The sequence below is a fragment of the Brevibacillus brevis genome, from assembly GCF_022026395.1.
Lineage (GTDB): Bacteria > Bacillota > Bacilli > Brevibacillales > Brevibacillaceae > Brevibacillus.
Window position 1 is genome coordinate 4,782,364 of the sequence record NZ_CP041767.1, and the last position, 19,124, is coordinate 4,801,487.

The 19,124-nt window shown below is 50.0% G+C and carries 17 protein-coding genes and 1 pseudogene; 2 read left to right on the forward strand and 16 right to left on the reverse strand.

What is annotated here, in order from left to right:
- Nucleotides 1–29 precede the first annotated feature (29 nt).
- From FO446_RS29120 to FO446_RS22725, 13 genes and pseudogenes are all read right to left on the reverse strand, one after another.
- A complete protein-coding gene (locus FO446_RS29120; protein WP_237901084.1) occupies nt 30–413 on the reverse strand; it encodes a DUF3471 domain-containing protein in 384 nt (127 codons plus the stop codon).
- Nucleotides 402–1,460 (reverse strand): annotated as a pseudogene (locus FO446_RS22670) (serine hydrolase domain-containing protein); the annotation flags it as partial. The gene FO446_RS29120 and the pseudogene FO446_RS22670, both read right to left, overlap by 12 nt.
- The gene (locus tag FO446_RS22675) at nt 1,460–2,350 is read right to left on the reverse strand and encodes a serine hydrolase (protein WP_173610188.1); all 891 of its coding nucleotides are present in this window, start codon (nt 2,348–2,350) and stop codon (nt 1,460–1,462) included. The pseudogene FO446_RS22670 and the gene FO446_RS22675, both read right to left, overlap by 1 nt.
- 69 nt (nt 2,351–2,419) lie before the next feature.
- A complete protein-coding gene (locus FO446_RS22680) occupies nt 2,420–4,063 on the reverse strand; it encodes a peptide ABC transporter substrate-binding protein (RefSeq protein WP_237899127.1) in 1,644 nt (547 codons plus the stop codon).
- A gap of 221 nt (nt 4,064–4,284) precedes the next feature.
- Nucleotides 4,285–4,566 carry a DUF2325 domain-containing protein gene (locus tag FO446_RS22685; protein ID WP_237899129.1) on the reverse strand — a complete coding sequence of 94 codons (282 nt, stop codon included), beginning with the start codon at nt 4,564–4,566 and terminating at the stop codon, nt 4,285–4,287.
- Between the two features lie 36 nt (nt 4,567–4,602).
- Nucleotides 4,603–4,797: a YezD family protein gene (locus FO446_RS22690; RefSeq protein ID WP_173610185.1), complete on the reverse strand. Its 195-nt coding sequence runs from the start codon at nt 4,795–4,797 to the stop codon at nt 4,603–4,605.
- 334 nt (nt 4,798–5,131) lie between these two features.
- Nucleotides 5,132–6,097: an ABC transporter ATP-binding protein gene (locus tag FO446_RS22695; RefSeq protein ID WP_312027533.1), complete on the reverse strand. Its 966-nt coding sequence runs from the start codon at nt 6,095–6,097 to the stop codon at nt 5,132–5,134.
- Nucleotides 6,087–7,073 carry an ABC transporter ATP-binding protein gene (locus FO446_RS22700; protein WP_221867972.1) on the reverse strand — a complete coding sequence of 329 codons (987 nt, stop codon included), beginning with the start codon at nt 7,071–7,073 and terminating at the stop codon, nt 6,087–6,089. Before FO446_RS22700 ends, FO446_RS22695 begins: the two co-directional genes overlap by 11 nt.
- Nucleotides 7,074–7,377: 304 nt before the next feature.
- Entirely contained in the window at nt 7,378–8,304 is a 927-nt protein-coding gene (gene opp4C / locus FO446_RS22705; protein ID WP_173610182.1) for an oligopeptide ABC transporter permease, read from the reverse strand.
- 11 nt (nt 8,305–8,315) lie between these two features.
- Nucleotides 8,316–9,272: an ABC transporter permease gene (locus FO446_RS22710; RefSeq protein WP_237899130.1), complete on the reverse strand. Its 957-nt coding sequence runs from the start codon at nt 9,270–9,272 to the stop codon at nt 8,316–8,318.
- 86 nt (nt 9,273–9,358) lie between these two features.
- Nucleotides 9,359–11,107, reverse strand: a complete 1,749-nt coding sequence (locus FO446_RS22715; RefSeq protein WP_173610180.1) for an ABC transporter substrate-binding protein — start codon at nt 11,105–11,107, stop codon at nt 9,359–9,361.
- A 165-nt stretch (nt 11,108–11,272) separates the two neighbouring features.
- Nucleotides 11,273–12,217, reverse strand: coding sequence for a phosphotransferase family protein (locus FO446_RS22720; RefSeq protein WP_237899134.1), 945 nt, complete (start codon nt 12,215–12,217; stop codon nt 11,273–11,275).
- Nucleotides 12,218–12,230: 13 nt separating this feature from the next.
- Nucleotides 12,231–12,887, reverse strand: coding sequence for a TetR/AcrR family transcriptional regulator (locus FO446_RS22725; RefSeq protein ID WP_237899136.1), 657 nt, complete (start codon nt 12,885–12,887; stop codon nt 12,231–12,233).
- Between the two features lie 117 nt (nt 12,888–13,004).
- Between FO446_RS22725 and FO446_RS22730 the strand changes: the two genes are divergently transcribed.
- Nucleotides 13,005–13,376 carry a hypothetical protein gene (locus tag FO446_RS22730; RefSeq protein ID WP_237899139.1) on the forward strand — a complete coding sequence of 124 codons (372 nt, stop codon included), beginning with the start codon at nt 13,005–13,007 and terminating at the stop codon, nt 13,374–13,376.
- Nucleotides 13,377–13,883: 507 nt separating this feature from the next.
- On the opposite strand, the gene FO446_RS22735 is transcribed toward FO446_RS22730, so the two are convergent.
- Complete coding sequence (locus FO446_RS22735; protein WP_173610176.1) at nt 13,884–14,270, reverse strand: VOC family protein; 387 nt, start codon at nt 14,268–14,270, stop codon at nt 13,884–13,886.
- Nucleotides 14,271–14,367: 97 nt separating this feature from the next.
- On the reverse strand, nt 14,368–15,432 hold the full coding sequence (locus tag FO446_RS22740) for a CapA family protein (RefSeq protein WP_173610175.1): 1,065 nt from the start codon (nt 15,430–15,432) through the stop codon (nt 14,368–14,370).
- Nucleotides 15,433–15,670: 238 nt separating this feature from the next.
- On the opposite strand from FO446_RS22740, the gene FO446_RS22745 reads away from it, so the two are divergent.
- Entirely contained in the window at nt 15,671–18,262 is a 2,592-nt protein-coding gene (locus FO446_RS22745; RefSeq protein ID WP_173610174.1) for a winged helix-turn-helix domain-containing protein, read from the forward strand.
- Here FO446_RS22745 and FO446_RS22750 read toward each other — a convergent pair.
- Nucleotides 18,259–19,113, reverse strand: coding sequence for an SDR family oxidoreductase (locus FO446_RS22750; RefSeq protein ID WP_173610173.1), 855 nt, complete (start codon nt 19,111–19,113; stop codon nt 18,259–18,261). The genes FO446_RS22745 and FO446_RS22750 overlap by 4 nt on opposite strands.
- Nucleotides 19,114–19,124: the final 11 nt, after the last annotated feature.

Sequence of the window (19,124 nt, forward strand, 5' to 3'; positions counted from 1 at the left end):
CCATCGGATTCCTATCCTTTTTTATTTGTTTAGTCTGGTGATTTTGTCGATTCCCTCGTCAATTGACGCAATCCGTAGCTCATCCTCGCTATTTGCCCGTCTTCATCCCGGAAAAATTCAATCCAGGGGATGGAGTCTCTTTTTTGGAAAATGAAGCTGTCTTTTTGTACCGGGATCAGCGGAAACGAGAGACCATCCACCTCCAGGAATAGCTTCCCTTCGCTTTTGGCAATCGATGCGCTTACCCATTCCTGCGAAGAGTAGCGACCCTCGTACAATGATAACTGCTCATCTGTGACCTCGTATGGATCATAGGCATAAACCGGGGCTTCAGCGGGCCTTGCAAAATAACTGTTCAAAAAGCCGAGGACCAACTCTCGGACGCTCACGCCATCGAGATTGACCAGAATCACGCCCGTAATCCCTTGAGCCGGAACCGAAAAAATGTGCGAGCAGATTCCCTTCAACGATCCGCCATGCTCTACCAGCAAGCCATCCGGAAAGGCAGGCGAGACCATCAGACCATAGCCGTAGGAGCGATGCCCGTCCACACGAGCAAAGGGGGTGAGCATTTGCCGGACGCTATCGGCAGACAAAATAGTTGTCGGGTTTCCCGTTGCCCCCAAACGAAAGACTTCCAAATAAGCGAGTAGATCATTCACAGTCGATTTGAGGAAACCGGCCGCCCGCATCGGTGGAGCATCGTGCCAGATGGGTGCTGCAATGATTTAATTTTCGTCATCAATTTTTTTGTTGGTATACAAGATCGTGACGTCAGCCTGGTCAGCCAACTCATCCACAGAAAAAACGGTTCTATTCATACCCAGTGGCTGCAAAATATGCGTCGCCATGTATTGCTCATACGTCTGGTTGCTGACCCGTTCAATGATCGCCCCCAAAAGCCCGTATGCATCGTTGTTGTAGCTAAAGGCACCCCCTGGCTCTGAGAGTGGCTTCCCTTCGAATCCAGCAATGGCTTCCATGACTTCTTCGTACGTATCCAGGTAAGGCACTGTCTTTAGTTCTTCCTCTGCCTTGGTTCCAATGACAGCAGGATCATTCTCCATACTCCGCCTCATTGCACCATCTAAGTAAGGCATGGGCGCTATTCCGGGCGTATGTGTCATGAAATGATGGATCGTCATGCGTGCTGTCAGTTCGTGATCGCCCGCCCGAAACTCAGGCAAATATTTCACGACGGGATCATGAACAGACAGCTTGCCTGCCTCCTGCAACTGCATGATCGCAACGCAGGTAAACGATTTGGTGATGGATGCGATGCCAAAAACGGTGTCGAGGGAAAGGGGCTGTTGCTGTTCTCTGTCACGAAACCCGAACGTCCCCTCGTACAAAAGCTCACCTTCACGTGCAACAGCTATAGCTGCACCCGGAGCATTCGCCTCGTCCAGCAGCTGCTGTGCATACGCCTGGAACTGTTCCTTCCATGCCGTCATTTTCATCAACTCCCTATCGCTTGCTCATAAATCGCTTTTGCAACACGGGCGATGGTATGCTCTGCGGCTTCTTTGTCAGTCACACCGCGTGATAGTGCCGTGATCGCAATCATTCCTTTTCCTTCGGGCAAATAAATGATGCCAGCATCATTGACGACAGCATTGACGGTCCCGGTCTTATGTGCGACCTTTGTTCCTTCTGGCAGCATGTACGGCAGACGGCTGTTGTAATGCTGACGTCGCATGATGTCCAGCATTAGCTCGCAGGAGGCTTCCGTGAGAATTTGTTTTCGCGCAATCAGAACGAGCAGGCGGTTCAGCTCGGCAGGTGTCGCTACGTTATTATCAAGCGTAGGCATCGAGACATCGTGGATCAATTCGTAATTGCCTGACTCTTCCCGTCGCATGAACTCATCGAACCCTGCCTCCGATGGTGCAGGCTCATTCATACCCACACAATGGTTGAGGAGCTCCCAGCAATTATGCCGCAAATGAATCTGCGAAAGCCCCAGCTCATGCATGTGCTCATTCACCTTGTCGATGCCGCCGATCAGCTCGAGAATTTGGTCTGTCGCATAGTTATCGCTGACAATCGTCATCAGTGTCGCCAAGTCTTTGACCGTTAAAGCCGCTCCGGCATCCAGCTCTTGCAAAATGCCCGACCCTGGGACGCGATCCTCCCATTTCAGTGTCACACGCTGATCGAGGCGGATTCGTCCTGCTTCCACCTCGCGCATCAAGGTGACCATGATCGGGATTTTGAATGCACTCGCCAGTTGAAACAACTCTTCCTCCAGATGTCCTGCTGTCTCTCCCGTTTCCAAATGCACAGCTGCGATTCCAAAAATACCGGGCGCTTCCTTCAATACGTTTTCTACCGCTTGTTGCCATGTCATCAAAATTCCTCCCCCATCTCGCGAAACGGCCCACACATGTATTTTCGTGTCGGCCATTTCTTTTTAGCGCTATTGTTCTTTGTATCCCCACTTGAAGTCGATGTAGCCCAATGGATCGACCGTGATGCCTTTTACTTTTTCATTTTGTACCCATGAATTGACGCTGGAATACACACCAGTGACCGGCATTTCTTCCATCAAGATGCTCTCCGCTTCGACCAGATACTGATTGCGTTTGGCCTCGTCCGGCTCGGCGTACGCCTTTTTCACCAGCTCTACGTATTTCTCGCTAAACCAGAAGGTAGAGTTATTGGAGCTGTACTTCTCCATCATCAGCTCCAGGAAGTTGACAGAGTCGTTGTAATCTCCCGTCCAGCCTGTTCGGGAAATCATGTACTTCCCTTGCTCCTGATCGTCAAACATGACCTTCAATTCTTTGTTGATCAGCTTGACGTCCACACCGAGAGCTTGCTTCCATTGAGCCTGCAATGCTTCGGCAATCTTCTTGTTGAGGTCGGAGGTATTGTAAAGATAGGTGATTTCGGGCAGCTTGGCGATACCAAGCTCCCTCATTCCTTCTGCCAATAACTGTTTCGCCGTCTCCACATCGTTATCCTTGAAATATCCTTCCGGCTTTAGAGAAGCGGAAAGCGGGACGAAGCCCATCAAGGGAGTCTGTCCGGCTTGACCGATGTTTTCTGCGATGTCACTGCGGTTGATCGCGTAGGCAAACGCTTTGCGGATTTTGCTATTCGTAAATGGCGGCTTCTGTGTCTGGAACAAGAGATAGTAGTTGGTGGCACGTTTCATGGTTTGCAGCTTGCCTTCATCGCGCAACGGTCCAATGGCATCTGCAGGCAGACCGCTAATCGGGCCGCCAGCCCAATCCAGCTCGCCGCTATTGAATAGCTCCAGCTCGGTATTCGTATCTTCTATCATGGAAAACTCGATTTCGTTAAACTTCACAACGTCTTTGTCCCAATAGTGCTCGTTTTTGACCAGCTCAATCTTGTTTTTATGCTCCCAATTTACGAGCTTGAACGGCCCATTGGTCACGATGGACTCGGGCTTTTTCGCCCAATCGGGATTGGCTTCTACTACCTTTTGGTTGACCGGATAGTAGAAGGTCGCAAGTGTCAGGAAGTATGGAGTCGGGTTTTCCAAGGTGACTTGCAGGGTCTTGTCATTGACGACCTTGATGCCGACATCCTCCGCTTTCGCCTTCCCTTCATAAAAGGCACGGGCATTTTTGATCGGATAATACTTGTAGGCGGACCCGCTGGCTGTCTTCGGATTGAGTACACGCATCCAGCCGTAGGCGAAGTCTTGAGCCGTAACCGGGTCGCCATTGCTCCACTTGCTGTCGCGCAATGTAAAGGTGTACACCTTTTTGTTCTCCGATACTTGAATGTCGGAGGCAACGGAATTGACTGGCTTGCCATCCTTGTCCAAACGAACGAGCCCGTCGTACAGCGAACGGATGAAAGCACCGGAAATCACATCGTTGGACATGCCTGAATCAAGTGTTTCGGGCTCTGCGGCATTCATGTGCAACGTCTGCTCGGCCGCAGTCTGCATAGTTGCCCGCTGCGCTGGCGCGGTTTGCTGCTGGTTGTCTGGTGCGGTTTGAGTCGGCGTATTGCCGCTGCTACAGCCTGCAAATAGTCCACTAAGCAAAACGAAGAGACTTGTCATGACAACTGGTCTTTTCATGCTGTACCCCCTGTTTGAGTCGGATATCTAATTATTGAATAAATATTCTGCAAATTTTATGCCATTCGTATTTTCCGTTGTTCTTTAGTTGATTTTATTCCCTGCTGAATACATTTACCCGGGTCGGTCCGACAAGTTTCTACCAGTAGTCTCTGTCACGCAAAAAAGAAGTATTCATCCTTGAATACTTCTATTCATTCGCGCATATGGGGCTGTCCTCTCTAGCTTATTGCTGGTTCATACATAGCTACCGCATCACATGACCGTCGGCAAAAAACGATCGGGACGTGCTTTTGCTTCGCCAGCTTCTTTATATTTTTACACAAGCTGTGACTCACGAAGTTAATAAAGACAAGAACAAGTTCCGTATCAGAAGGAATCGTCGCCTTCACATCGGATTTTTTGCGACCAGATACGTGATAGACATTGTGGAACCCTTTGTTCTGCAACAAGCTCTCGATTTCTCCTACCCGATCTCCTCCTACCACAAGAACGCCTGCCATAGTCCTTCCTCCTCGCTTTTTTCCACGCCTTTTCTTCTATTTTCCGGTGCGCGCTTGCGAAATCTTTGCCTCAGGTTTTTCCGCCGGGAGTCTGTATTTTTCCGTTCGCTCAATCTGAACGACCTGTGAATCGTGAACCACAATATGTATGGAGCCGTATTCCAAACCGTCCAGTGCGCGTGCGATTTTCTCTAATAAGAGATCGTCCAGGGGAATCTCATTCTTTGCCATGGGGATCACACTCCTGTTTCATCAAATTTAATGTATATTATTCCTACCTATTTAGTATGTTTTTTAATCTGATAATACCTCTTGAGCCCGATTGCTGTCAATGTCAAACAGTTTGGGCATCAAGAGGTCTCTCACCTCATTTTCCTTCGATTGACGAAAAGCTCCCTGCGCAACTAGACAGCTTGGTTGTCTTTGTCCTCGCGGGAGCTTTCGGTCGACCGATCAGCTAATCACATAAAAACCGATGCATTTACTCTGATATGAAAATATTACCATACAATTCTGTCATCGGTCAATGCCCCGCGTAATTCTTCATTCCCTCCATTGTTTCCCGTTACACCAAGTGACAGGCGACAAATCTGTCGGTACTGACTTCGCGGAAAGCAGGCACTTCCTGTCGGCAAATGTCTTTCACATACGGGCAGCGCGTGTGGAATTTGCACCCTGCCGGAGGATTCGCTGGACTTGGCATGTCTCCCTGCAGGACGATGCGTTCGCGCTTTTTCTTTGGGATCGGAAGCGGCACAGAGGAGAGCAATGCTTTGGTGTACGGATGGAGCGGCTCCAAAAACAATTCATCCCGAGGTGCCAGCTCCAGCAATGACCCCAGATACATGACCCCAATCCTCGTGCACAGATGCTCCACGACGCTCAAATCATGCGAAATAAATAAGTACGTCAGCTTCCTTTGCTCCTGCAACTCTGCGAACAAATTGATAATTTGCGCTTGGATTGACACATCCAGAGCAGATACTGGCTCATCCGCGACGATAAAATCAGGGTTCATCATAATGGCCCGTGCGATACCAATCCGTTGACGTTGACCACCCGAGAATTCATGCGGATACCGATCGACATGATACGATGCCAATCCACATAAAGCCATGACCTCTAAGACTCTTTCTCTGACCTCCGCTTGTGGGAGCAGCCCGTGATCAAGCAGCGCTTCACCCAGTGCTTCTCCGATTCGGACGCGCGGATTCAATGAGCTGTACGGGTCTTGAAAAATATATTGCATCCGGGGGCGCAAAGCTCGGAGCTCTTGGCGATTCAAGGCGTGCACATCGATACCCTGGAAGCGGACTTCTCCCTCTGTTTTTTCCAAAAGGCGCAAGATCGTGCGACCTGTCGTGCTTTTCCCGCTGCCGGATTCACCGACCAATCCGAACGTCTCTCCTTTTTGGATGGAAAAGCTGACGTCATCCACTGCTTTCACATGGCCGATCGTCCTGCCTAAAAGCCCTCCGGTAATCGGGTAATATTTTTTCAATCGGCGCACTTCCAGCAAATTACTGTCCACAGGTGATCTCCTCCTCATACAGCCAGCACGCGACCTTTCTGCCGTCTCCCCCATCACGCAAAGGTGGCTGCTTCACCCGGCAAATGTTCAAGCATTGATCGCATCGGTCAAGAAAATAGCACGATTCACCGAGCGTCGTCGGATTTGGTACTTGACCAGGGATGGAATACAGCTTGGCTCTGCGTTGATTCAGCACAGGCTTGGATCGAAGCAAGCCTTGTGTATACGGGTGCTTCGGCTCCTCGAACAGCTCGACGACAGGAGACACCTCTACCACTTTCCCTGCGTACATCACGACGACATGATCGGCCATTTCCGCTACGACCCCCAGATCGTGCGTGATAAAAAGAATCGCAGTTTGGGCTTCATCCTTGATTTTGCGCAGCAGATCGAGGATTTGCGCCTGAATGGTCACATCCAAAGCAGTCGTCGGCTCATCGGCGATCAGCAGGCGGGGATTGCAGGATATTGCAATGGCAATCATAATGCGCTGCAGCATGCCACCGCTCAATTCATGGGGGTACGATTTGGCGATTTCTTTTGCCCGGGGGATTCCGACCAGCTCGATCAGCTCGATGGCTCGCGCTTGGGCTGCTTTTTTGCTTAATCCCTGATGCTCCATGATCGGCTCCATGATCTGCTCACCGATGGTCAGTACGGGATTGAGTGACGACATCGGCTCCTGAAAAATCATGGCCAGCTCATTGCCGCGGAGCTTGCGCATTTCTTCTTTGCTGACTTTTCGCAGGTCACGGCCTGCAAACCATATCTCACCCGAAACGATACTGCCTACCGCCTCTGGGATTAGTCCCATCAATGACATGGCTGCCGCGCTTTTGCCGCAGCCTGACTCGCCTACGATGCATACGGTCTCTCCTTCATAGATGCGCAGATCGAGGGCATCGACTGCTTTGACCACGCCTTGTTCGGACTTGAAGTTGGTGCTTAGATTTTGGATTTCGACTAGAGCATTCATGCTTGGCTCACCTGCCTTTTCGTGTATTTGAAGGAGCTGTAGTGGAGAGGGAGAAGTGATTTCCAGTCTACGCTTCGGCCTACGCCCCGCAATGGGGTCATGACTGTCCGCTTCGGAACGCGCTTCAAACCCGAAAACGCGCAGGCGTTTTTGTATGTAATAAAAGCTGAAATTCCCCGCCATTTTTTCCTACGCTGGGGCGGGCTCCAGAGGCGCTTGGACTGGAAATCACTTCCCCTTGCGCTGCTTTAGCTATCCTCTTGAAAGTAAGTTCAAGAAGGTAAAAACAATTCAAAAGAACCCCTCAACGCTTCTGCTTCGGGTCCAAAGCATCCCGCAGTCCATCCCCTAGCAAATTAATCGAGATGACAGTAGCAAAAATAGCAATTCCAGGAGGAACCCACAGCCACGGTCTTTTCTGAAAATCGATCAAGGTATTTGCCGCATCCATCATGTTGCCCCATGTCGGCGTTGGCGGGACGACTCCGAGGCCGAAGTACGATAATACGGATTCGCTCAGGATCGCACCACCGACATTCAAAGTGGCAACGACAATCAAGAGCGGTGTGAGATTGGGCAGCAAATGGAAGAATAGCTTGCGTCTGTCGCGCAGACCGAGGACTTCTGCTGCTTGCATGAATTCACTTTCACGCAGGGTGAGCATCTGGCTGCGGACCATTCGCGCCAAGCCGGGCCAGCCGATCAAACTCAGCATGACCATGACGATGTAAATGCGGTAGTCGGTCGGGATTTTCCACTCGGAGAGGACTGCGCCCATAATAAACAAGAGCGGCAGACCAGGAATGGTCATGAGCACGTCTGCTACACGCATGATCACTTGATCGACCCACCCGCGGTAAAAGCCAGCCAGCGCACCAAGAAGGGCGCCAATGGAAACGGAGAGCACCATAGAGGCGATGCCGACTGTCAATGAGATTCGGCCAGCCTGCATCAACCGCGTCAAAATGTCTCTGCCCAAACTGTCCGTCCCAAGCCAATGGGCGAAGCTCGGCGGCTTGTTGATCATGGCCGTATTGATCTTGCCGGAGGCGTACGGAGAAAAAAACGGACCGATGAAACACATCACTGCCATGACGAGTAAAAACACAAGTCCAACCATGGCCAGACGCTTCTTTTTCAATCGCAAAAACGCCTCGTGCCACAAGGACGAACGCAACGCTACCTGCTCCGGTCTCGTCACCTCCGCTACTTCACTTACCGTTGATGCCATCGTTTTCCCTCCTATTTCAACCGAACCCGCGGGTCAGCCACTCTGTACAGCAAATCAGCAGATAAGTTTCCGATGACGGTGAGAATCGCCAGGAACATCGTAAAGCCCATCAAAAGCGGGTAGTCCCGTACAGAAAACGCCTGCATGTACAACTGTCCGACACCGGGCCAGTTAAATATTTTTTCCGTGATGATCGCCCCACCGAACAATGCTGGCAGCTCAAAGCCTAACAGTGTAATGGCGGGCAGGAGCGCATTGCGCAGCGCGTGCTTGTGCAGGACGACTTTTTCCTTCAGCCCTTTTGCCCGAGCCGTACGCACGAAGTCTTGTTGGATGACCTCCAGCATATTCGTGCGGAAATAGCGAGTCAGCGTCCCCACGCTCAGCAAAGTCAAAACAGTCACAGGCAAAAACATATGCTGAACCACGTCCCACGCATAGGCGAGCCCTGTTTCCTTGCTGCCGATCATCATCATGCCCCCTGCGGGAAACAGCTTGGCGTCGACGGCAAACAACTTGATAAACAGCAGTCCAACGAAAAAGACAGGCAGCGACATCGCAGCAAAAACACCGATCGTCACGAGCGCATCGAACCAGGAATGCTGCCTTGCAGCTGACAGAACTCCGATTGAGATCGCGATTACCCACGTAAAAAAAGTGGAGGTAATCGCCAGTAAAAACGAATTCCAGATGTAATCGTTCAACAGCGACATCACCGGCTGCTGGTATTGCAGAGAGTAACCAAAATCGCCTTGTATGGCGTTTTTCATCCAAATGAAATACCGTTCGACGACAGGCTTATCCAGCCCGTACATCGCTTTCAGCTCCAGCTTTCGTTCGGCTGTCAGCTTGGGACTCGTATCGACGAAATCACCTGGCGTTAGGGCATACAGGAAAAAAATCAAAATGGATGCGCCGAAGAGAGTCAACGCCATGTAAAAGACCCTTTTCAGGAAGTAGGACGTCATCGTTGGCCTCCTTTCATGCTTGGGGAAAAAAGAAAGCCCAGCCCCAGGGCCGGGCACAACATTCGTAAATCAGTTACTCGAACCTGTTACTCAATTCTGATACCAGGCAGGCTGGTCGAAATACCGGTGAACGGATTCGGTTCCAAGCCCTTGATCTTGCCGTTGTGCGCAGACAAAATTTTGCGGTAGCCGAGGAAGATGTATGGTGGGTCATCGCTCAACTCTTTGTACAGGTCTTTGTAGATTGCTTTGCGCTTCTCGATGTCCAGCGTAGATAGACCTGCTTCCAGCAATTCGTCTACTTTGGCATTGGAGTAGCCGTTCGTTCCGGTAAATCCGCTCTTGCCCTTTTTCGTGGAGAAGGCGTCTACACCGTCATCTGGATCGATCAGCATCGTGGTCGAGAACGAAGCGAGGTCGTGATCGCCTTTTTCCGTCCGTGCCAAAACGGCGTTGTAGTCCATCATTTCTGCTTCAAACTGGATGCCCAGCTCTTTGTAGTTTTCTTTGGCAATCGGGATCAGAACTTCTCCCAGCTTTCCTTTTGTCGTGTAGTAATGCACGATCAGCTTTTGTCCGTCTTTCTCGCGGATACCATCGGCGCCCGGCTTCCAGCCCGCTTCATCCAGGAGCTGCTTCGCCTTTTCCGGATTGTAGGCGTACGGATTGACATCCTCCGTATAGGCCCACGAAACAGGGCTAATCGGTACGTTGGCGACTTGCGCGTAGCCTTGATAGGTCAGGTCCAGAATCTTTTGGCGATCCAGTCCGTAGATGAAGGCTTGGCGGACGCGCTTGTCTTTAAAAAAGGGCTTGGAATGATTGAACTTGATGTACGAATAGGCACTGGAGGTGTACAGATTGATATTCACGTATCCCAGCTCTTGCAACTGCTCAATATTATCCGAGTTGACGGTAAAAGAGTTGTAATCCATTTCCCCTGTCTGGATAAACTGCAGAGCGTCGCCCTCTGTCGTCTTGTAGATAAAATGCTCGACTTGCGGCTTGCCCGCGTAATAGTGCTCGTTTGCGAGATAGCGGACTTCTTGACCAGGAATGTACGCCTCAAATTTGTAAGGTCCAGCTCCCAATGGCTTGCCGTGCAAGGTGCGGAGATACTCCAGATCGCCTGGTTTGTACTCCTTGCCGTAGTACGCCTTGGAGAGCACCTGCCCGCCTAACAGGACGAGAGACTTGGCGTTCACTTTCTCCGTCGTGATCTGGATCGTCTGTGGATCAATCACCTTGATCCCTTCGATCGTGTTCGCTTTGCCTTCCTTGTATTCACGACCACCCTTGATACTTGCTACGAAAATATCCGTTTCGCCGTCGTACGTTTTGTCGTGCAGAATCGTCAGTGTAAAGGCTACATCCTCTGCCGTCAGCGGTGAACCATCGCTGAATTTCAGATTCGGTCTCAGGTGGAATGTATACGTGAGCTGGTCAGGAGATACGTCCCATTTTTCCGCGAGCTTGGGTACTGGCTTTCCTGTCGCATCGACATCGACCAGTGATTCGAAAATCGCTGAGGTGACGTTGCCATCGTAGCCGTTGTGGTAAAAAAACGGGTTAAACACGCCGCCTGGCTCCGTCAGGCCAGCAATGAAGGTATCGGTCCTCTTGGCGGCTGCTTCCGGCAGCTTGGATAAATCCGTAGCCAAATTGATGCCGTCTTTTATGTCTTGCACCTTGCTGGCAGCAGGTGCTGATGCTTCTGTCGACGGAGTCGCCGTTTGTGTCGAGGTAGCCGGCGCACTGCCCTCGGAACTGCAACCTGTGACCAGTAGCGTCCCTAGCAGCAAAGTTGAAATGATTTGCGAAAGCCTTTTTTTCATGGTGATCCTCCTTCATATCCACTCACTCAGTGAAACCAGCTCCTCCGGTGGTCCGGTCGGATCAAAAAATATACCTTATAATTCTTACCTGTTTACTATGAATTAGATTATAGGTATCTACACCTGATCAAGTCAACATTTTTTTCCAAACAAAAAAAGCCCCGATTATTCGAGGCTCAAGTTAGTTGCATGTCGGTTATACGGAATGCCTAGTTTTTCACACGCCTGCATCACGAATAGAGCATGTCGCTCACGCATGGTTTTCTCTATCCTTTTTTCCAATCCCCAATCAGATAGATTCGAAGCTGGCCGCAGTGCGGCACACAAATCCCAATACGGAAGCTGGGTGTAATCGAGTGTCTTGCTGGCAGATTGATAGTGAAGGGTAAAATCATTCATAGCCTCCACGCCAAATGCCCACAAAATCTCCAATCTGGCATTGCCGAGATCAGACAAGGGGTCGCCGATCGCAGCGTCTTCCCAATCGATGACAGCAGCCAGTTTTTCTTCCTTCCACATCGTATTTCCCGGCCAGAAATCGCCATGCAAAAGTGATGCTGCATTCGCTTGGGGCAGCGGCCAAACGGACTCCAGCACTTCGCGAATGAGTCCCTCATCCAATGATTTGTCCAGAATCGCAGGTCTTTTGTGGAGCTTTTCTGTTAGCGCTTCTTCTTGTTTCGGCAAATAAGTGCCTGCCAGCCTAGAAGCTTCTATCGAATGGATGCGAGCCAGTACCTCAGCTACTTGCTGTAAATAGCTGAACAAGTCGGCTGGATTGGTGACTGTCTGGCCTTCTATGAATTCGATGACCAGGCACGGTGTGGGAAAAATCTCGCTAGATGCTTCGAGATGATAAGGCGTTGGAGTCGGCAAGCCAGCGGACTTTAGAATTTGCAAAAGTTTGAATTCATCCGATGCGATCTGCGGGTTGCGCTTGCGGTCAGCCTGACCGTGCTCGCGGACGACTACTTTTTTCTTTTTGCCGTCAGGGGTATCCATTTCAAGCGCGGTGACCTGTGCAGAAATCCCCCCTTTTAGCTCCCATGCACGAAGGAGCTTGGCTGAAGGGTGCATGTTATGTACCAGGCGTGTCCATTTCTCATCCATTGCTTTACCCCCTTTATGCTCCACTGTCTGATTGTTTGTACAGCCCTACTTTCATCATTTCCATATACGATTCTAATTCCGCAAAAAAGGATTGGACATGTGCAAAGCCTTTGTCGCTGGCTTCGTAGTTTTCGCGGACATACTTTTGCGTCAATGCCTCTACAGCCGACAGCAAAAAATGTAGCGCCTTCTGTGGATCAAACTGCGCTTTGATCATTGATGTATCGACATGATCCAAAAACAAGGGAAGATATCGCGCATTGAACTGGGCTTCTCTGTCTTCGATCTCAGCCCGGCATTCCTCGGGATAATCGAAAAAGGTCGCAACTGCCATTTGATAAATAGCTGGTTCCTCGGCGAAGAGCGCCATTTTCGCTTGATGGACGTGAAGAAATCGCGCAAAAAAGTCCTGCGGCTCTGCTTCCATTCGTGCTTGTATAGAGGCAAAAAAACGTTCGATACAAGCATCGACAATCGCTAGAAACAGTCCCTTTTTACTCCCGAAAAAGTGGAACAGCATCCCCTTTGATACGCCTGCGTTCTGCACGATTTGATTGGTGGAGCCTCGTTCATAGCCTTTCACGGAAAATTCAACAAGGGCCGCATCCAACAGCTTTCGCTTGTTCGGCTCCAAATTTTCGTCCTGCCAAATTCCTTGTATGTCCGTCACCTTCTCTCCGTTCTTCTTTTTCCTATCATAACGCTTATTGACCAGGTGGTCAAAGCGGAGTTATACTTTCCTCGAAGACTTCATCATCCCTATTCCACCACAAGGAAGTGATGCCTGATGACACGGACTTTGCCCGTATTCGCCCGTATCATCCTTGGATTGATTTTGCTTGGAGCAGGTGTGAATGGGTACATGGTCTTGTTTGGATTCGAGCCTATCTTTCCAACCAGTCCTGCTGCCATGAAGCTTTTGCAAGGGTACCTGCTCGTTTTGGTCAAAACCGTCGAAATCATCTGTGGATTGCTGTTCCTGACTAACCACTTCGTCCCACTGGCCCTTACCGCCACTGCTCCTCTTGCTGTCAACATCTTGACGTTCCACCTGTTTGTCGATTCCGATATGCTCGCTATGGGACTGATGGTCGCGATATTGGAAGTGTATTTGTTGTGGAGCTATCGTCGTAGTTTTCGTCAGTTGATGACGATGTAGACAAAAAGACACTATATTCCATCTGTTGTGGTCGGGAGAAGCCCTGCCACATGTTTTCCAGTCGCCTATATCCTCTCTACGTTCGGGCGGTCTCCTTCCAAACATGTGACAGGACTTTCGAACAGCAGTGGATTCCTTCGTGTGCTTAAAACGTTTTTCAAGTTAACGCACGGAAGCTTCTAAAAGAAAATTCGGTTGAAAATAAAACATCTTAGAACCACTTTCAACGATTTAACGAATAGCTACGCCGGAAGAAGCAAATTTCCAGTCCAAGCGCCTCTGGAGCCCGCCCCAGCGTAGGAAAAAATGGCGGGTAATTTCAGCTTTTATTACATACAAAAACGCCTGCGCGTTTTCAGGTTTGAAGCGCGTTCCGAAGCGGACAGTGATACCCCTTGCAGAGCATAGGCCGAAGCGTAGACTGGAAATTCGCTTCTTCCTCCCACTACAGCTACTTCATAAAAACGAAAAAAGCCGGTACCAAGAGGTGTACCGGCTTTACAAATATCATCTTTTCGGTAAATGAATCTGCCATGATATTCCGTAACGATCTTGAACCCATCCGAACTTTTCACTGAACGGATATTGTCCAAGCGGCATGAGTACTTGTCCATCCGAGGAAAGCTGTCCAAAAACCCTGTCAACCTCTTCCTCTGTATCGCAGTCCACAAACAACGAAATCGCCGGAGTAAAGGCATGATAGTCACCGTTCGTATTGTCGATACACATGAAGGTTTGGTCTTTTAAGGTGAAGGTGGCGTGCAGGACTTGTCCATTCTCGTGATGCATGATCTGCTTGATTTCGGAGCGATCAAAAATAGAAGTGTAAAACTTCATCGCTTCTTCCGCCTGTCCGTGGAACATGAAAAACGTAGTGATAGCTTGCACTGACAATCACTCCTTTTCGTGATGCTATACATCTCCATTCTTCCCGTTCCTCAAATATGCATAACCACTAGTTTCACACGCAGAGAAATGATGCGGCGACTCGCTATTGAGGCTTAGACTCGGTTACCTCCCCTTTTTCGGATATACTCGCCCCATAGGAAATGCGGTTGAGCTTGTCGATGATCCGCTGTTTGTTTTTCTCGTCCATCGGAGCAGGCTGACCATTCGTGAGCTTCACCGGGATCACGCGGCTCTTGCTCCCGTCTTTTGTAAACGTCAGTTGGACCATCATGGCTTCCCGACCTTTCGGATTGCGCGAGGTGGTAAACACAAAATTCCCTACGCTGTAGTAGATCGGCGCCTTTTTATAAAACTCAACGCCCATAATCGAATGGCTGTGCGACCCGACAATGGCATCCACACCGCTGTCGATCAGCTTTTTCGCCATCTCACGCGCATATGGTTCTGGGTAATCCTTATATTCCCGATTCCAGTGCATGACCGCAATTGTAATATCTGACTCCGCCACTGCCTTTTTTACATGGGACAGCATCGGCTCATACGAGTAGGCATGTGCCAGACCTGGCTTGTTTTTTCGCGCATACCAACGCTCATTTGGAAGGACTCGGCTGATCCCGATGACTGCCACGCGTTTTCCCTTGATTGTTTGGATATAGGGAGTGTATGCTTCTTCCTCGTTCTTCCCTGCCCCCACGTAACCGATCTTTGCCTTTTTCAGATGCTCCATTGTGTCAAAGAGCGCGTCCATTCCATAATCCAGCGAATGATTATTTGCCAGGTTGACCACGTCGAAGCCAGCGTTCACGAGCCCCTTCAACGACTCTGGCTTCGCACGATAAGTATATTCCTTTTTCTCTGGACGTCCACGCGTACTGACTGGTGTCTCCAGATTGCCAATTGTCAGGTCTGCCTGCTTGAGAAAATCCGCTGTTTTTTGAAACGGATAATCTACGCCGTGACGACCGATCTGATTCCCGACACTCTTATCCAAAATCATATCCCCGACAAACGCTACCTGAATGGAATCCTGGTCCTGCACATCCCCTGCGCCGTTCGCCTGGACGACGCCAGATTCTGTTCCCATCGCAACACAGAGCATCACTGCAGTTAGCACGATTACAGCGTGTTTCCATCGTCCAATCTTCATCCCTCTTTCGCCCACTTTTCTTTTTTGCTTCCATTCTAGAAGCCGCGGGATGTGAAGCCTGTTGAAGCATGTCTGGCTTCTGTGGAAAATTCTCGCCGAAAAGTGACGGGCACGCAAAAGATGACGGTTTGGGGCCTGCTCCTCGAGTCAAAATATTCCTTCTTTTTCCAAATGTCGATTATTGCCGATAACAAGTATAATGGTTACATTAGATTCTAATACATAGGACGGTACAAATATGCTCCATCATTCCATTATGCTGAAAACCAAAACAGCAATGCCCGCCGTTCGGCCGAATAGCGTTCATAGGAGCCGACTGCTGCAAAAAATGGACGCTGGTCTACAATGCAGACTAACCACACTATACGCCCCAGCCGGTTACGGAAAGACGACCCTGCTCAGTCAATGGGCTCATCAGTACGGCGGTTCCACCGTATGGCTCTCACTCGATGAGATGGATAATGACCTGATTCGCTTTTGGAGATACATCGTATTTACGCTGTCTGAATCTGGCTTCGCTGAACTCTCCGAGCGAATGGAACCAGCCATGAAGGCAACCAGTCATACCTCGATCTTTACCTTCATCGATTGTCTGCTCAATGAAATCGCTGCTACGACACAGCCCCTTGCTATCATTCTCGATGACTATCATGTGATCTCGGATGAGACGATTCACAACAGTCTTGCTTATTTTTTGGAATATGTCCCGAGCCACGTCCATCTGTACATCGCCAGTCGCAACACGCTGCCTTTTCCTACAGCCAAATGGACCGTACGCCATGAAGTATGTCACATTGAGGCGGGACAGTTCCTTTTCAGCCATCAAGAGACGGACAGCTTTTACCGGCAGGTTCACGATTTACCACTGACCGAAACACAAATAGAACAGCTGGTGAAAAGTACGGAGGGCTGGGTCGCCGGTTTGCAGCTCGCAGCCATTTCACTCGTGAATACGGAGAATCACGATCAATTTTTTGCCGGATTTACTGGGTCTCATCGGAATATTTCGGAGTATTTGTTTCATGAAGTGATCATGCGCCTTCCGGAAGAGGAGCGCAGCTTCTTGCTCAAAACCTCTGTGCTGGCGAGAATGGACGCTCACGTGTGCCACGCTCTGACCAGCCTGCCCCAGTGCCAACAAATGCTGACCCGCTTGCACCGTCAAAACATTTTTTTAATTCCGCTGGATGATTACGGGACATGGTATCGGTATCATCACTTGTTTGCCGATTTTTTGCGCAGTCAATTGGAGCAAACAGCTCCCGGAGAAGCACGTGAGTTGCACCGGCGAGCCAGTGAGAGCTATGCGGATCGTGGAATGATGGACGAAGCGATCGATCATGCGATTGCCGCTGCCGATTACATGCTGGCTGTAAGCTACCTTGCCCAACATATTCCGGTATTGCTCCAACGAGGCGAATTTTCCAGCTTTCTTAGAACGCTGGACAGCATCCCTGATCACACGAACCATTTCTCACCACTTTTTCGCCTGATTTATGTGTTCCTCTTGGTTGCTTGCGGTTATACGGATCGGGCAGAGCTTGCCCTCACCCAATTGGAGAAAAGCGCTGCGAACTTGGAAGACTCGACGGAGCATCAACAGTTTTTGAGCGGGCTGTTTTTTGTGCGAGCGAATCTAGTGTTTGCAACCGGAGATTTTGAGAGCTGGATTGCCAGTTCATCGCAGTTAAGCGTGCTGCCAGAGAGCCCGTTGTTTTACCATTTTAATTACAACACGACTGAGCCCTTTATTCGGCGTACGCGATTCGGCTTAAAAGGGATGCTGTCCGATCAGACAGAGGCTGTTGGCAAGCAGTTCTCCGACATACTCGAAGCACATGGCTGGAAGGATTCCTTGATCAATCTGTATGTCGTTCAAGCATTGGCGGAGGGGCTGTATGAGGAAAACAGGCTGGAAGAAAGCCTCGATCATCTTCAACGCGTTCGTTTGGTCGCACTGCAAAAGCAAATACCTGGCCTGCTCGTCCCCTATGCGCTGACATACTCCAAGCACAAGCTAGTGGAGGGGAATTTTGTTGCGGCTCGAAAAATCATTTCAGAGACACGGGAGACAGTTGCAAGCTGGGGTGCTTCGTATTGGATAAACCCATTACAAGCCTTTCTCGCACACATCGCGATTCAAGAAGGGGACATCGCTTTGGCGAAAATGGAATTGTCCAAGCTTCCTCCTTCCATTTTGAATCAGCCTAGCATTCAGAGAGAATTAGAGGTTTTGACCTATGTCCGTCTGCTGCTCGCCCAGCAGCAGGAACAGGAAGCCTTGCGTATTTTAGCGATCCTAAAGCCATCCAGTATTCGCGAGGAGCTATTGATCAGTCAGGTAGACATCGCCATTCTGCAAGCGCTCGCCCACCAGCAATGTGGCAACAAAAAAGAAGCGCTGGCTTTCCTCCACGAGGCACTCTTGATTGGCGGAAACAACTGCTACGTCCGAAGCTTTCTGGACGAAGGTACCGCGATGTCTCACCTCCTGCACGATTACCAGCTTCGCTTGAAAAAACGATCCCAACAGCCAGGTCCGTCCGTATCGGCTGCGTATGTCAATCAACTGCTATCCCTTTTCCCTAAGAAAATGGAGAAAAGAAAGGCTCCTTTGATCGAGCCGCTAACCGGAAAAGAAATCATCATCCTTTCCATGCTGGCCAAAGGAGCATCCAACAAGAAGATTGCCGATGAGCTAGGGAATACGCTTGGGACGGTCAAGGTGTATTTGCATCGGATATATGGCAAGCTAGGTGTCACCAATCGCACGCAAGCTCTTCTGAAAGCCCAGGAAATTTCGCTGCTAGAAAATAGCTCTGTTGATTAACGAAACTTTTCGATATGTTCATGGAGAAAAGCGTCCAGCTTGCGAGGTTCTCTGCCGAGGACACGCCATACGTCATCTGTCGGCTTTTCCGGGATCGCTACTGACATAGCTTGAATTTCAACGACATGACTGGCGAGCCACTCCGGCATGTTTCCGTACTCCATCAGATCACGCCGGAGTGCTTCGCTATCCTTGTTGATGTACATAATCGGGCGGTCGAGCAGCTCGGACAGCTTGCTCGCCATTTGCGGGTAGCTAAAAACTTCAGAACCTGTCAGTGTGTAGACACGACCTGCCTTTTCAGGATGGGTCAATGCCTTTGCAGCAACATCGGCGATATCCCGGCAATCGATAAAATTGCAGGCAGTTTCGCCCATCGTGCCGAAGAAAACATGTTGCGACTGGATCGTCGGTGCGAAACGGAGTAGATTCTGCATAAAGGCGTACGGTCGCAATACAGTACTTTTTATACCCGATTCTGATAAAACTCTCTCGATTTCCTGGTGCCATCCCGCTACGGCGACTGGCGCCTTTTCGTCGTAGGCTGGACTGGATATTTTCACAACGTGTTGGATTCCAGCCTCAACTGCTATGCGAATGATCGCTGTTTCCAGCTCGACCTGATTGGGACTGTTCGAAAGGGAAAGGAAGAGCTGATTCGCACCTGCAAACGCCCGGCGCAACGATTCAGGGTCAGAAGCTTCCGCTGCTGCGACTTCCACCGTATCTCCCATTCGCATCTGAAGTTTTTCTGGCGTTCTGCTCAATGCCCGAGTTGGGACACCGATCTCTATCAATCGTTTCAAAAGTGCACTCCCTATGGTTCCTGTCGCTCCCATGACTACGATCATATTCTATCTCC

Excerpts from the sequence above, each read along its gene's own strand:
- FO446_RS22745 (WP_173610174.1), top strand. The coding sequence starts at position 15,671 with ATGCTCCATCATTCCATTATGCTGAAAACCAAAACAGCAATGCCCGCC.
- FO446_RS22680 (WP_237899127.1), bottom strand. The coding sequence starts at position 4,063 with ATGAAAAGACCAGTTGTCATGACAAGTCTCTTCGTTTTGCTTAGTGGA.
- FO446_RS22730 (WP_237899139.1), top strand. The coding sequence starts at position 13,005 with ATGACACGGACTTTGCCCGTATTCGCCCGTATCATCCTTGGATTGATT.
- FO446_RS22715 (WP_173610180.1), bottom strand. The coding sequence starts at position 11,107 with ATGAAAAAAAGGCTTTCGCAAATCATTTCAACTTTGCTGCTAGGGACG.
- FO446_RS22710 (WP_237899130.1), bottom strand. The coding sequence starts at position 9,272 with ATGACGTCCTACTTCCTGAAAAGGGTCTTTTACATGGCGTTGACTCTC.
- FO446_RS22690 (WP_173610185.1), bottom strand. The coding sequence starts at position 4,797 with ATGGCAAAGAATGAGATTCCCCTGGACGATCTCTTATTAGAGAAAATC.
- opp4C (WP_173610182.1), bottom strand. The coding sequence starts at position 8,304 with ATGGCATCAACGGTAAGTGAAGTAGCGGAGGTGACGAGACCGGAGCAG.
- FO446_RS22675 (WP_173610188.1), bottom strand. The coding sequence starts at position 2,350 with ATGACATGGCAACAAGCGGTAGAAAACGTATTGAAGGAAGCGCCCGGT.
- FO446_RS22685 (WP_237899129.1), bottom strand. The coding sequence starts at position 4,566 with ATGGCAGGCGTTCTTGTGGTAGGAGGAGATCGGGTAGGAGAAATCGAG.
- FO446_RS22750 (WP_173610173.1), bottom strand. The coding sequence starts at position 19,113 with ATGATCGTAGTCATGGGAGCGACAGGAACCATAGGGAGTGCACTTTTG.
- FO446_RS22700 (WP_221867972.1), bottom strand. The coding sequence starts at position 7,073 with ATGAATGCTCTAGTCGAAATCCAAAATCTAAGCACCAACTTCAAGTCC.
- FO446_RS22720 (WP_237899134.1), bottom strand. The coding sequence starts at position 12,217 with ATGGATGAGAAATGGACACGCCTGGTACATAACATGCACCCTTCAGCC.
- FO446_RS22740 (WP_173610175.1), bottom strand. The coding sequence starts at position 15,432 with ATGAAGATTGGACGATGGAAACACGCTGTAATCGTGCTAACTGCAGTG.